Source organism: Bombella intestini, from assembly GCF_002003665.1.
In the GTDB taxonomy this organism is placed as follows: domain Bacteria; phylum Pseudomonadota; class Alphaproteobacteria; order Acetobacterales; family Acetobacteraceae; genus Bombella; species Bombella intestini.
This window is the reverse complement of record NZ_JATM01000003.1, coordinates 137,580-150,950: the sequence shown is the minus strand read 5'-3', so window position 1 is coordinate 150,950 and position 13,371 is coordinate 137,580. Positions and strand designations below refer to the sequence as shown.

Annotated in this window: 11 protein-coding genes; 6 read left to right on the top strand and 5 right to left on the bottom strand. The window is 55.2% G+C overall.

The annotated features are described in order from the left end of the window. Positions 1-47 precede the first annotated feature (47 nt). Positions 48-1,664, bottom strand: a complete 1,617-nt coding sequence (locus AL01_RS05600; RefSeq protein ID WP_077396649.1) for an NAD(P)/FAD-dependent oxidoreductase — start codon at positions 1,662-1,664, stop codon at positions 48-50. Positions 1,665-1,860: 196 nt separating this feature from the next. Between AL01_RS05600 and AL01_RS05595 the strand changes: the two genes are divergently transcribed. From AL01_RS05595 to AL01_RS05585, 3 genes are all read left to right on the top strand, one after another. Continuing rightward, positions 1,861-2,964: a cation diffusion facilitator family transporter gene (locus AL01_RS05595; RefSeq protein WP_077396481.1), complete on the top strand. Its 1,104-nt coding sequence runs from the start codon at positions 1,861-1,863 to the stop codon at positions 2,962-2,964. Next, positions 2,945-3,895 carry a cation diffusion facilitator family transporter gene (locus AL01_RS05590; protein WP_077396480.1) on the top strand — a complete coding sequence of 317 codons (951 nt, stop codon included), beginning with the start codon at positions 2,945-2,947 and terminating at the stop codon, positions 3,893-3,895. Before AL01_RS05595 ends, AL01_RS05590 begins: the two co-directional genes overlap by 20 nt. 176 nt (positions 3,896-4,071) lie before the next feature. Beyond that, on the top strand, positions 4,072-5,427 hold the full coding sequence (locus tag AL01_RS05585; protein WP_077396479.1) for a chloride channel protein: 1,356 nt from the start codon (positions 4,072-4,074) through the stop codon (positions 5,425-5,427). A gap of 60 nt (positions 5,428-5,487) precedes the next feature. Here the strand turns inward: AL01_RS05585 and AL01_RS05580 are convergent, their stop codons facing one another. After that, positions 5,488-6,564, bottom strand: a complete 1,077-nt coding sequence (locus AL01_RS05580; RefSeq protein WP_077396478.1) for a WD40 repeat domain-containing protein — start codon at positions 6,562-6,564, stop codon at positions 5,488-5,490. Continuing rightward, positions 6,561-7,640, bottom strand: coding sequence for a CobW family GTP-binding protein (locus AL01_RS05575; protein ID WP_077396477.1), 1,080 nt, complete (start codon positions 7,638-7,640; stop codon positions 6,561-6,563). The genes AL01_RS05580 and AL01_RS05575 overlap by 4 nt, the downstream gene beginning before the upstream one ends. 231 nt (positions 7,641-7,871) lie before the next feature. Between AL01_RS05575 and AL01_RS05570 the strand changes: the two genes are divergently transcribed. Continuing rightward, positions 7,872-8,861 carry an aldo/keto reductase gene (locus AL01_RS05570; protein ID WP_077396476.1) on the top strand — a complete coding sequence of 330 codons (990 nt, stop codon included), beginning with the start codon at positions 7,872-7,874 and terminating at the stop codon, positions 8,859-8,861. A 329-nt stretch (positions 8,862-9,190) separates the two neighbouring features. Next, a complete protein-coding gene (locus AL01_RS05565; protein WP_077396475.1) occupies positions 9,191-10,855 on the top strand; it encodes a Hint domain-containing protein in 1,665 nt (554 codons plus the stop codon). Between the two features lie 110 nt (positions 10,856-10,965). On the opposite strand, the gene AL01_RS05560 is transcribed toward AL01_RS05565, so the two are convergent. Further along, a complete protein-coding gene (locus tag AL01_RS05560) occupies positions 10,966-11,694 on the bottom strand; it encodes a hypothetical protein (protein ID WP_077396474.1) in 729 nt (242 codons plus the stop codon). A gap of 281 nt (positions 11,695-11,975) precedes the next feature. Between AL01_RS05560 and AL01_RS05555 the strand changes: the two genes are divergently transcribed. Further along, complete coding sequence (locus AL01_RS05555; protein WP_077396648.1) at positions 11,976-12,938, top strand: DUF2272 domain-containing protein; 963 nt, start codon at positions 11,976-11,978, stop codon at positions 12,936-12,938. Positions 12,939-12,954: 16 nt separating this feature from the next. Here AL01_RS05555 and AL01_RS05550 read toward each other — a convergent pair whose 3' ends face one another. Beyond that, positions 12,955-13,326, bottom strand: coding sequence for a rhodanese-like domain-containing protein (locus tag AL01_RS05550; RefSeq protein ID WP_077396473.1), 372 nt, complete (start codon positions 13,324-13,326; stop codon positions 12,955-12,957). Positions 13,327-13,371: the final 45 nt, after the last annotated feature.

Here is a 13,371-nt window from a genome sequence, read left to right as displayed (position 1 = left end):
TTCTTCTTTTATTATAAATGAGTTAAGGGCTTGACCTGATATTCCCGTTATAGGGACGCAACCAGCCATTCTGCCACACGAATGCCATCAATCCCCGCCGAGAGGATACCCCCTGCATAGCCAGCCCCTTCACCCGCTGGGAAAAGCCCCCGCAGGGTTGGGCTCTGCCCCGTAGCATCACGGTCAATCCGCAATGGAGAGGATGTACGCGTTTCCACCCCCGTCATCACGGCATCCTCCATGCTGTAACCTTTAATCTTCCGCTCAAACCGGGGCAGAGCCTCACGAATGGACGCCACCACGAAATCCGGCAGACAGCTAGCAAGATCAGTCGGCGTGACACCCGGTTGATAAGACGGCACGACCGTTCCCAAAGCAGTGGACGCCTGCCCAGCGAGGAAGTCCCCCACACGTTGGGCCGGGGCACGGTAATCCCCACCTCCTGCCACAAAGGCGGCCTTCTCCCACTGGCGTTGAAACGCAATCCCCGCCAATGGTTCATCCGGGAAATCCACACCGGGGCGCACTTCCACCACAATGCCGCTATTAGCGTTCCGCTCCGCTCGGGAATACTGGCTCATCCCATTCGTGACGACCTGATCTTTCTCCGAAGTTGCCGCCACGACCTGCCCGCCGGGACACATGCAGAAGGAATAAACACCCCGCCCCGTGCTAGCATGATGCACCAGCTTGTAATCCGCCGCACCAAGCAATGGATGCCCCGCCTGCGAGCCAAACCGGGCCACATCAATCACCGCCTGCGGATGCTCGATCCGTACCCCAATGGAGAATGGCTTGGCACGCATGGGCACGCCGCTTTCATGCAGCATGACAAACGTATCCCGTGCCGAATGACCGACCGCTAGGATCACCCTGTCTGTCTTCAACACCTCACCCGTGGAAAGACGCAGCCCCGTCACCTGCCGCTCTGCCCCCTCACCGGGTGCTGTTTCAATCCCTTCTAGCCGGGTCTCGAAACGATACTCTCCGCCCAAAGCCTCAATCTGCGCCCGCAAGGACTGCACAACCGTCACCAGCCGAAAAGTGCCAATATGAGGTTTGGAAAGAGTGAGGATTTCTTCCGGAGCACCGGCTTTCACAAACTCTTCTAAAACCTTGCGACCCAAATGGCGAGGATCGGACACACCAGAATAGAGCTTGCCATCGGAAAACGTACCAGCCCCACCCTCACCGAACTGCACGTTGCTTTCTGCCGTGAAACGGGATTTCCGCCACAGAGCGAAGGTATCGACCGTACGATCCTTCACAGCACGGCCACGCTCTATGATGATTGGCTTCAATCCGGCCTGTGCCAGCACAAGAGCCGCCATAAGACCACAGGGACCAGCCCCAATCACAACAGGACGCACCGCATGATCGGCCGCATGAGGCGGTAGAACGGGGGGAACCCAACGCATATCTGGGGTCTGACGAATATGCTGGTCCTTGCTGAAACGCTCCAGCACGGCGGCCAAGTCCCGCACATCACAATCCAACGTGTAAACAAGCTGGATATTGCCCCGCTTCCGGGCATCATGCCCTCGCCGGAAGATATGATAGGCTAGAAGGTCCTCACCCCTAAGGCCCAGACGAGCCACAATGGCTGCCCGAAGCTCTTCTGGCGTGTGATCAAGAGGCAGGGCAAGATTGCTGAGACGGAGCATAGGAACGAGACGGGGGGATAAGGCTGTCATGCCCGTTCCTTTAGAGCCAGCACCGGGGCACTGGCAAGCAGGGAAGACAGCTCGCCTGATACAGGCTGCCTATCCATCAGCTTGAGATAAGAAAAGTAATGAAAGCTGAATAGGTTTGTCTTATACTCGCACGCCCTACATATCTTCGTGCCTATCAGGGTTTTTCATGACGACCATGCCCCATCATTCACACGAGCCGGCCAAGGGCACAGCCTGCTCCCATCACGACCATGATCCGCATACACATGGGCATGGGCATGGGCATGGGCATGGGCATGGGCACCACCATCATGACGGGCACGGACATGTCCACGCTCCGGCGTCCTTTGGTGGCACCTTCCTCATCGCCATCATCCTCAACACGCTTTACCTTATTGGTGAAGCAGGATGGGGCTTTGCGGCTCACTCCCTCTCCCTTCTAGCCGATGCAGGGCATAATCTCTCAGATGTACTAAGCCTACTGGCCGCATGGGGTGCCCAGATACTCGCACGCCGCACGCCCAGCGAACGCTTCACCTACGGGCTAAAACGGGCCACCATCCTAACGGCGTTGCTCAACGCTACCATCCTCCTGCTCGTTACAGGGGGCATCATCTGGCAGGCCATTTGGCACCTCATCCACCCCGAGATCGTACAAGGCCGGACCATCAGTGTCGTGGCGGGGATTGGTATCCTCATCAATGGAGGCACGGCCCTGTTGCTCATGAGAGGAGCACACCACGACCTGAACATGCGGGGAGCCTTCCTTCATATGGCCTCCGATGCGCTCATGGCCCTTGGGGTGGTCATTGCCGGTATCCTCATCACGCTGACAGGCCTTTCCTACATTGACCCGCTGGCTAGCCTCATCGTTTCCGGGCTGATCATCTGGGGCACATGGTCTCTACTAACCCATGCGCTTGGCCTCGCATTGGATGGAGTCCCCCAAGCCATTGCGCCCCGTGCCGTGGAAGACGCCCTACGAAATTTGCCGGGAATCGCTGACCTGCATCACCTCCATATCTGGCCCATCAGCACGACCGAAACCGCCCTGACGGTCCATCTGGTCCTCCACCCCATTCCAGCGGACTGCTCCGCCCGGGAAGCCCAAAGCAAGACAGCAGCCCTGCTAACGCAGGCTACGACCCTGCTACGGGAAGAATTTTCCATTGGTCACCCTACATTTCAGGTAGAACCACCGGAGGGCACCCTCTGTGCTACACCGGCTTGCAACACACCCCATACCGCCCCGAAAGAGACGGACCACACCCATGCCCACCACCACGTCTGACGCCGAATTACCCAAGGACAACGCCGCCACGTCATTACGCCTACGGGTGGCCCGCCTCTCCATTCTCGTCAGCCTTGTCGTTCTAGGTATCAAATATGCTGCATGGGCTGTTTCCGGTTCCGGAGCCTTGCTCTCCGATGCCATCGAAACCATTCTAAACGTTCTGGCCTCGGTCGGCACGCTCTGGGCTGTGGCTTTTGCTGCCCGTCCGGCGGATGACAACCACCCTTACGGGCACGGCAAAGCAGAATATGTCTGGGCTGTCATCGAGGGTGTTTTAGTGGTTCTAACTGCTCTGGTCATTCTGTCCATTGCGGGACACGATGCCCTCCATATTCAGGCACCAGAAGCCCCTCTACCCGGTGCGCTGCTCAATGCCTCGGCAGGCGTCATCAACCTCATCTGGGCCCTCATCCTGCGGCGCATGGGGAAAAAACATCACTCTCAAGCCCTAAGTTCGGCCGGGGATCATGTTCTCTCCGATGTTTGGGCCAGTCTGGCACTGCTGATTGGTGTCTGCCTAATCCCGATCCTACATTGGCTCTGGCTGGACCCGCTGCTTTCCGCCCTTGTGGCCCTAAATGTTCTCTGGACCGGTTTTGGCATGATGCGTCATTCCATGACCGGCTTGCTGGATGAAGCCCCCCCGCCCGAACTCGTCCACGAAGTCGGCCAGACCATCACGCAGGCTGGGCAAGGTGCGCTGGAGGCGCATGACCTGCGTATGCGGCGGGTCGGTGCCCTCTATTTTGTGGAGTTCCATCTCATCGTGCCTGATGAGATGCGCATCACCGATGCTCATGACATCTGCGATCGGATTGAGAATGCCATACGGGCCGTGCTGGGTCGGTCGTCCATCCATATTCATGTCGAGCCGGAAGACCTCGCAAAACGCCACAAACCGGGAGCCAGCGGCGTCCTCGTTATGTAAGATGTAACCTGCATGTCACAACTGCCATGCAAAACCATATCCCCCCTTGACCGCAGGGAAGGCTCCGTCCGAAACAGGGCTAAAACCATTCACCTCAGCCCCGTGGCGGATCCATCCCGAACGTGTCCGATTCTTCCCAACACTCCCATACTTCTGCGCCAGCCTCATCGCATGCTATGAGGCGCCGCAACCGCATTACGCATTTCCGCCGTTCGGCACGGATGCGCACCTCACAGTGGCGGCGGACGCTCATTTTCTGGGCCGGAGCCATCACGGTCGGTATTGCAGCATGGCTCTTTGCCCGGGCGGCGGACTACGCCAGCTCCCTCTGCATGAGCCTCCATAACTGGAACCCCTACGTTATGTTCGCTGTCATCCCCAGCGGGCTAGCGCTCTCCATGTGGTTGACGAAACGCTTCTTCCCCGGGGCGCAGGGGTCCGGCATCCCGCAGACCATCGCTACGCTGCATATTGAGGATTTCTCCCTCGTCAACCGTATCCTCGCCTTGCGTATCGCCGCTGGTAAAATCTGCATGACCACCCTCGGCTTGCTCTGCGGGGCTTCTATCGGGAGAGAAGGCCCAACCGTACAAGTGGGGGCGGCCATCATGAACGCCTATTCCCGCTTTTTAGGCCACGCCAACGTTTCAACCCGTCGGGGTGTTATCCTAGCCGGTGGGGCTGCCGGTGTAGCAGCGGCCTTCAACACACCGTTGGCCGGTATCGTCTTCGCCATTGAGGAGCTAGCCAGCTCCTTCCAGCAGCGGACATCCGGTGTGATGCTAACGGGCGTCGTCATCGCCGGTGTGACGGCTATTGTCCTAACGGGTGGGAACTATACCTATTTCGGCCATGCCTCGGTGGATGTCCCTGTTGGCACGGCATGGATCGCCGTGCTGGCCTGCGGCATCCTTGGCGGGTTGGGTGGTGGCCTCTTTTCCACCATCCTCATACGGGTCGGCAAAGGGATACCGGGCTTCATCGGAAGTATCCAAAAGAACCAACCCATCCTATTTACAGCCCTCTGCGGGGTCATTCTTGCCATACTCGGCTTTGCCAGCCACGGGGACACGTTCGGCACGGGCTACATACAGGCCCATAATCTGGTGGAAGGCTCCCGCCATGCCCACATGTCCTACTTCCTGATGAAATACGCCGCCACAATCATCTCTTACTGCTCCGGCATACCGGGCGGGCTGTTTGCCCCGTCTCTCTCCATCGGAGCCTCGGTGGGAGGGTGGGTTGCCCGCTTCCTACCCCACACAGCCCCCGGGGCCGTCGTGCTGCTCGGCATGGTCGGCTATTTCTCTGGCGTGGTGCAATCTCCCCTGACGGCCACCGTCATTGTAATGGAAATGTGCGATAACCAGCAGATCACCCTTGCCTTGTTGGCCACAGCCTTTCTGGCCTTTGGTGTCTCCCGTATGGTCTGCCCCCACTCCCTCTATGGCCGCCTGGCAGACCAATTCATGGCCCGACAGGAGGGGTATCTGCAAAAGAAGCACGCAGAGAATAAACAAACCAAAGCATAGAGTGAGATGATCTGCCGGTAGGCCAGCACGCCCCCGGCAGATCAACCTACTATCCGCAGATCAGCCCTGAGCGGACAAATCTACAACCCCGACATAGCCTTCTTCCGTCCCGAAAATGACAGCACCGCCCTGCGGCGTGAAAGCGATAGCATTCACGGCTCCACGGGCGGCACCACCGCTACGTTGACCATTACAAAGTGGCAGGATGCGGTCCGCACCGGCCTCATCCGCACTTTTAGGCACTTCCGCCAGAAGGACCGTGCCATCCTCGAACCCAATAGCCAGAATATCATCCGTAGGATGAGCGCAGACACAGGTTACGAACAATCCCGGCAAGCGGGCCAGCTCCATAGGGGGCTTGCCCATCGGGCCGCCTCCGAAAAACGGCCACAACACGGCAGCATCCGCCCCGGAGGTCGCCAGCCAGCGGCCCTTGCGGGTAAAGCTCATGGAGCCGATCTTGCGGGGGTAGCCGCTCATACGCATGTTGTGCCCATCGGACAGACGCCAGCCATGCAGTTCATTCTCCTGCATACTCGTCACCAGAGCCTCACTACCCGGATGGATGCACAACCCGGTATGGCTTCCCTTCCACTCCAGAGAGCGGACGTTGGAGTCCTTGGCCTGCACAAACCACATGGACACGCCATTATAATGCGAGGCGGCCAGTTTCTTGCCCTTGGCATCAAAAACGAGGCCACTCAGGGCTGAAGGATGCTCCAGCACCTTCAGGGGTTCATCCGTGCCGTGGGCGTAGAGATGAACCTCCTTCTTGCTGGCACAGGCCCAATGCGTGGAGCTGCTAGCCAGACAGTCTATCCAACCACGGCCTGAATGACGTTCCATCATGGTGCCATCGGCCCGTGTTTCCACAACTCGGCCATCTTCCCCACCGCTGAGGAAACTATCCTTTCCACAACCCTGCGCAAAGGACACGGCCCCATCATGCGCCGTCACAACGTGCCAATCTTCAGGCATCCTGAGGCCATCACGAGGGATGAGGATGACCTCCCCATCCATCGTCAAAGCGGCGAAGGTTCTGCCGTCCCGACTGGCCTGCACACCCGTTATTGGTGCCTCAAAGCACCGCTCTGACCCACGAGTCTGCAACAGGGTCTTGCTCTGTGCCGCGCTCATACAGCTACGCAACCTTCAAAACCACGCTGGAGCTGGGCACAATCCAGCTTGCGGCCAATAAAGACAATGCGGGACTGTTTCGACTCTCCAGCTTTGAACGGCCCGATATAATCGCCATCAGCCATCATATGCACAGCCTGAAAGGCAAAACGTTCTTCTTTACCCTTGAAGTGCAGAATCCCCTTTGCCCGTAGGATGTCTGGCCCCTGCTCCTGAAGGACAAGGCCGATCCAAGCATGGAAGCGTTCTTCATCAAGCGGCTCTGTCACGGTGAAGGAGTGGCTCGTCACGTCCTCGCTATGGGCATGATGATGCCCACCCGGCCCGTGAGCAGCCTCATGATGGTGGTCATGGCCATGATCGTGACAATCGCAGTGATCATGATGATGGTGGTGGTCATGGTCATGCCCCTGCTCGTCTTCTTCGAGGAAATCCGGCATGGTGGACAGAGCACGTTTAAGGTCGAACCCACCACGGTTGAGGATATCATCCAGAGCCACCTTGCCCCGTTCAGCACGGTGAAGCCGCACAACGGAATTGATAGCCCGAAGCTTCTGTTCCACCTTGGCCAGTGCGGCTTCATCCAGCAGGTCACATTTATTCAGGATGATAACATCCGCAAAGGCCACCTGATTAACGGCTTCTGGGCTGTCCTTGAGTGTCTGCAACACATTGTAAGCATCCACGACCGTCACTACGGCATCTAGCTCGGCCTTTTCACGGATGGCTTCATCCACAAAAAAGGTCTGTGCCACGGGGGCTGGATCAGCCAGACCGGTGGTTTCCACAATGATGCCATCAAATTTGCCACGGCGGCGCAGAAGACGGCTGAGAATCCGGATGAGATCGCCCCGCACCGTACAGCAGATGCAGCCATTGTTCATCTCGAAGATTTCTTCATCCGCATCAACCACCAGGTCATTATCAATGCCCAGCTCGCCGAACTCATTCACGACAACGGCGTAATTCCGCCCGTGATCGGCTGTTAGAATATGATTGAGCAATGTGGTCTTACCGGCCCCCAGAAAACCAGTAAGAACGGTAACGGGGATTTTAGGGGTCTGTGAATCAGCCATAATGTCTGTTCCTTTCTCCAGAAGAAGTTGAGGTGAGCATACTCCTTCCCTGTTCAAAACCAAAAAGAAGAACAGGTGGTTGCATAACCGTCCATCTGCATCCCATATGAACAGAGTGGCCAGCAGGGCCTTGCCCGCCCCCGTGATCGAGGGGCTGCCCTCCGGGTCCGGGCAGAGACATGATTCATTCCATGCGCTCCGCCCTCATTATTTAATGATGGAGACGAACCCATGAATGAAAACACCATTCTCATTCCCGGTTTTGACAAACCCGTATCCCGTGTTGCCCTTGGCACATGGGCTATTGGCGGCTGGATGTGGGGCGGACCTGATGACGATAACGCCGTCCGCACTATTCACCGTGCCCTTGATGAAGGGGTAGACCTGATAGACACGGCACCGGTCTATGGTTTTGGTCATTCTGAAGAAGTCGTGGGTCGTGCTCTGGCAGAGAAACCCCACAAGGCCCGTGTTGCCACCAAGCTCGCACTGGACTGGAAAGACGATCACAAGCCATTCCGCAACTCCAGCCCGGCCCGCATCCGTAAGGAAGTGGAGGATTCCCTCCGCCGCCTGCGTGTAGAGACCATCGACCTCGAACAAGTCCACTGGCCGGACCCCAACACGCCGATTGATGAAACGGCCCGTGAGCTGCAAAAACTGCACAAAGAAGGTAAGATCCGTGCCCTTGGCGTGAGCAACTACTCACCGGAACAGATGGATATCTTCCGCGAAGTTGCCCCGCTAGCCAGCGTCCAGTCTCCTTACAACCTCTTCGAGAGGGAGATTGAGAAGGACGTTCTGCCTTATGCAAAGAAGCACAAGCTTGTCACGCTGGCCTATGGGCCGCTCTGTCGTGGGCTACTGACGGGTAAGATGACCGTGGACAAGACCTTCCCGGAAAGTGACCTGCGCTCTGGTGACCCCAAGTTCCAAAAGGAACATTTCAAAGACTATATCGCCGCTGTGGACGATCTGAAGGCCATTGCCGACCGTCATGGTAAATCCCTAATGGTTCTTGCCATCCGCTGGGTGCTGGATCAGGGGCCAACGATTGCCCTCTGGGGTGCCCGCAAGCCAGAACAGATTGACGGTGTATCCGATGTCTTCGGCTGGCAGCTGACAGAACAGGATAAGAAGGATATTGACGCTATCCTCACTCGTCATGTCCCAACCCCAATTTCTCCAGCTTTCATGGCTCCGCCAGCCCGCAAAGTGTAAAATCTGAAGCAGCATAAGAGCTAAAAATGGAAAAGGCGGCAGGCTTTCCCCTGTCGCCTTTTTTATCGTCCCACCTGAAACGCACCACTCATCCTGTTACCTAATTGGCAGGCGAGACAACGAAAGCATAGAAATTAATTATTCATTACCTATAACATATATCAGTATATTCTATAAGATACATTACATTCAGTATAATTTAAAAGAATGAATGTCAGTTCATTCAAACATTGATTCATGAACTTGAAATACATATTGCTTTAATAAATATTTTTCTTATGATTAAATAAAATTTCACGATCCCCCTATCCCCTGCCCGGAGCTACAGGATGTCTGACAATCCCCAACCGGTTGTTACCCCTGGAACATACCAGATCAATATCGCCCTCCTCACCATAGGTACCGCACCTGCCGCAAACATTGCGCCACCTGCTACACTCAGCAACCAGAAATATAATATAAATGCGACCTTTTCGACTCATACGCCAACCAGTTCTTCCGACAAAGCCGTACAGGACTTCACCTTTACAGACCCCACAACAGGTGAGACCATTACAGGCAGCTATGATTATTCATGGGGTAACAAATCAACAAATAGTTTTATTATAAGTAATGGGCAAGGCGGCTTTTATATCATCACATCCGCCGTACAGGGCAGCTCCTCCTCTATCATTGATGGTAAAGACTTGCTCGACCCAACGAAAGCAACCTATGGCTACCTTGACTACCCGGGAGTTCCTAGGTCGAAAGGAAACATCTTTTTCCTCCGTCTAAATAATAATAACTTTCTATTCCGCCAGAATGATGATGGTACCGCCACCGTTATTCCACCGTCAGGCATCCAAGAGAAATTTACCTTCAATACATGCTTCCTCGCTGGAAGCCTGATTGAGACCCCCGAAGGCCCTAGAAAAGTTGAAGACCTAAAACAGGGCGACATGGTCCTTACCTATGACCCCGCAACAGGTCAGACGCTGCCACAAGCCATCACATGGGCTGGAAAAGACCATGTGCAGATCAACACATCCCTGCCGATGGACATGGCAGGCTACCCGGTACGCATCAAAAAAGATGCACTGGCAGACGGTGTCCCTTCTACGGACCTTCTGATTACTGCGGAGCATTGCCTGTTTCTGGAAGGATGCTTCGTGCCCGCTCGCATGATGGTAAACGGACGCTCAATCTATTTCGATACCTCTGACGATAGCACGTCTGGTACGAAGAGAGCACACGGTAGCCGTTACGCCATCTTCCACATAGAAACTGAGAAACACAGTGTCATCATCTCAAACAATGTTCTGACGGAAAGCTACCTCGATACAGGAAATCGCCATAGCTTCCTGAAAAATGGTCAGAAAACTGATGAAAATGTCATAAATTATGACTTTTCTTCCAAATCTCTGTCTTGGCAGGACGATGCAGCAGCACCGCTGGATACTACGCAGGACTTTGTTGCCCCCCTTTATCATGACCTCCTAAAGCGGGCAGAAGCTCTTCAGTTCCCTATCCAGCATCCCTGCAAGGCTGAGGACGTGTCCGATGATCCTGATTTCCAGCTGATTACGGATAAGGGTATCATCCTGCATGAGCAGCGCGTGACCAACGACTATAAAATCTTCTCCATTCCTGCCGGAACAGAACACCTTGTTCTTGCCTCCAGAGCAAGCCGCCCTTGTGATGTACATGGCCCTTTCGTGGATGACCGGCGATCACTAGGCTTATTGATTGGGGAAGTGCTCTACTTCCACTCGGGCCAGTCCATCAATATTGACGCTCATCTGACAGATGAGGCCCTAGACGGCTGGTTTGGTGTGGAACAGGAAGCCATGCGCTGGACTAACGGCGCTGCAACGCTCCCTCTACCTAGCTCGTCATACGAGACTATATCAGGTGCAAAACTTCTAGCGATCAGGGTTCTTGCTGGTGGCCCTTATCCTCTCTCATCCGAGACAACACAGGCCGCACCAGCCTATAAATATGGCACAGCGGGATAACCAAACGCCCTAAAACCACAAAGGCAAGTCATGTCTGCATATCCTGAAGAATCTATCAGGATATGCAGACATCTACTTCTCTGCCGCCTTATCTCTCACCTCTAAAAAGATTACGGCTCCTGCTGCCCAGTGGGAGTAATGGCCGTTGGTGCCTGATCCCCTCCCAGAATACCAAGGGTCTGCTTATCAGCCGGGGTCATGATCCAGCTATCCTGCTGTGTATCTGGGGAACCCTCACCACGGAACTCCCGAATCCTTTTCTTTGATTTCTTATGCGTATGTTTACGCACATATTGATGCTTCTTACGGACGATCCGGCTCAGGTCTTTTTCAACATGTACAGCCGTTACGTCACTCTCCGCACTGACAGTGATCATATTCCACATAAACATGGGAGGTGCCACTCTATGCTGAGAGGCGGCATCATTGATATAAAATTGCGGCCGTGTAGCCAGAAGCCAGCTACCTGCCGGAAGATTGTTGAACACAAGCCGGCAATCATCATTACGGGCTGCCGACCGTACCAGAGCCTTGGCGTGCTGATTGCCAATCTTCTCTCTAAAGCCAGCCTGCGCCATATCCACCCGCAGATAATTGCGGAAAAATGGCACATCAGGGAACAACATGACATCCGCATCAGCCAACTTGCAGGATAGAGGCTGCGTATGTAGGTCATCGTGACCGGAAATCTGCACAGCCAATGTTTTAGTCCCCGGCTGTTCTGCCCAAGCCGACTGCTTAGCTTTGAAATTATCATCAAAGCCGGCGCATCCACTTACCAGCCCCAAAATTCCTACGAAACCCACCAAACTACAGAGCCGTTTTTTGCCATAGACCATTGTCAGATACGATCCTTCATTTAGAGGAATAATGCCTCACGATACATCTTTATCAGTCTGCATCATAAACCATATATAATAATGAGCACGAGATACTTTTCACTGTAACAAGGTACTGTATGGCTCAACCCATCTGCCTGTTGCGCTAGGAAATGGCCAACCGGCCTTTCTCTTGCCGCTTTATCAAAATACGTTCCCAATCCTGTGAAAACATTCTACTCTGCCCTCTTTTCGGGCATGAAACATGCTCACAGGCGCAAGCAGGCAAGCGTAAGGTCATCATGAAGGCAGTTCGTCATTCTGGCAGCGATCGGCACATACACCCAACGAAAAGGCGGTTCCCCTGCACGCCTACCTCTGCTGGCTGGAGTGCCCTATGTGGGTTGATCCTGCTGGCCGGTTGTACTTCAAGCCAACACAACCCGGCCCTCACCCCCATGACACAATATGCAGACGGACAGACCGGGCCACTGGGCTATGATGCGCATGTCCCAGCCTTTGCCAGCGAAAATTTTGCCCCTTTCAACCGGCAGGATGTCGCCGCTATCGCCCTGCGGGAATGGCGCATGTTCGGCAGCCCCATTGCCGATGCAGACCCGCATGAAAGACCCGAGCCCACCAGCCCCGCCATGAAGCCAGAACGCCTGCCGGGACTATGGCAGCGCATTGGTGAATATTGGTGGATTGGTCAGGCCCCGGAAGAGAATGAAGCCCGCTGGACAGGCCGTACCGATGGCAATGGCACCCTTTTCTCGTATCTTCGTGATGGCAACTATGCGTGGTCTGCTGCCTTCATTTCCTACGTTATGCGTATTGGCGGGGCGAATATCCGCTTCCCTTATTCCCCCAACCATGCCACCTACATCAATGCAGCTGCCTCCGGTAATAACCCCGGTATTTCAGCGCAGAATCCCGCCAATTATGCCCCACGTTTAGGGGATATACTCTGCGTTGGGCGGGGTAGAAGCCGCAGCATCACCTACTCCATGTTGCCTACCTCTTACGGCTTCCCTGCCCATTGCGGCATTGTGGTCGCCACCAACCAGAATGCCCCACCATTTGGCCGAGAAATCAGCATCATTGGCGGTAATGTGGATGACACCGTTGCCCTCACCCATGTACCGACCGACAGCGCAGGCCGGGTCAGCACACCGGACGGCAAAAGCTATGATAGCCGCTATCCATGGTGTGCCGTCCTGACGCCCCGTTACGATACCGATGCGGACCCGCAAAGCGGACAGTAACGCAACCCCTATGCCCTTACTTTACAGGTAGGCCACAGGCTTTCCAGCCTGTGCCGGGGCCGTGCTTATCCTCAAAACCATCGACAATATTCGTCAGTGTCTGATACCCGGCCTGAGCTGCCAGCTCTGCGGCCTTCTGCGAGCGCATCCCTGAGCGACAAATAAAGAACAGTGGCGTTGCTTTATCGGGCACGGCCTGCTCCAGCCCATGGATGAACTCTGCCTCACTATCGGCACCCCATGTCAGCGCAACGACTTTTTTACCGATACTTCCCAGCTCTGGCATCCCGATCTGTGCCCACTCTTCTGGCGTGCGAACATCCACCAGAACGGCGCGGCCATCAGACTGAAGACTATTCCAGCTTTCCTTCGCTGTACTCTGTTTCATGTCATTCTCCTCTGTTGAACTTACAATCAACGATCATATATAGGG

What these genes read in the sequence shown, in the direction of transcription:
- AL01_RS05550 (WP_077396473.1), bottom strand. Translation starts at nt 13,326, where the DNA reads ATGAAACAGAGTACAGCGAAGGAAAGCTGGAATAGTCTTCAGTCTGAT.
- AL01_RS05600 (WP_077396649.1), bottom strand. Translation starts at nt 1,664, where the DNA reads ATGCTCCGTCTCAGCAATCTTGCCCTGCCTCTTGATCACACGCCAGAA.
- AL01_RS05555 (WP_077396648.1), top strand. Translation starts at nt 11,976, where the DNA reads ATGAAGGCAGTTCGTCATTCTGGCAGCGATCGGCACATACACCCAACG.
- AL01_RS05595 (WP_077396481.1), top strand. Translation starts at nt 1,861, where the DNA reads ATGACGACCATGCCCCATCATTCACACGAGCCGGCCAAGGGCACAGCC.
- AL01_RS05560 (WP_077396474.1), bottom strand. Translation starts at nt 11,694, where the DNA reads ATGGTCTATGGCAAAAAACGGCTCTGTAGTTTGGTGGGTTTCGTAGGA.
- AL01_RS05590 (WP_077396480.1), top strand. Translation starts at nt 2,945, where the DNA reads ATGCCCACCACCACGTCTGACGCCGAATTACCCAAGGACAACGCCGCC.
- AL01_RS05580 (WP_077396478.1), bottom strand. Translation starts at nt 6,564, where the DNA reads ATGAGCGCGGCACAGAGCAAGACCCTGTTGCAGACTCGTGGGTCAGAG.
- AL01_RS05570 (WP_077396476.1), top strand. Translation starts at nt 7,872, where the DNA reads ATGAATGAAAACACCATTCTCATTCCCGGTTTTGACAAACCCGTATCC.
- AL01_RS05585 (WP_077396479.1), top strand. Translation starts at nt 4,072, where the DNA reads ATGAGGCGCCGCAACCGCATTACGCATTTCCGCCGTTCGGCACGGATG.
- AL01_RS05565 (WP_077396475.1), top strand. Translation starts at nt 9,191, where the DNA reads ATGTCTGACAATCCCCAACCGGTTGTTACCCCTGGAACATACCAGATC.
- AL01_RS05575 (WP_077396477.1), bottom strand. Translation starts at nt 7,640, where the DNA reads ATGGCTGATTCACAGACCCCTAAAATCCCCGTTACCGTTCTTACTGGT.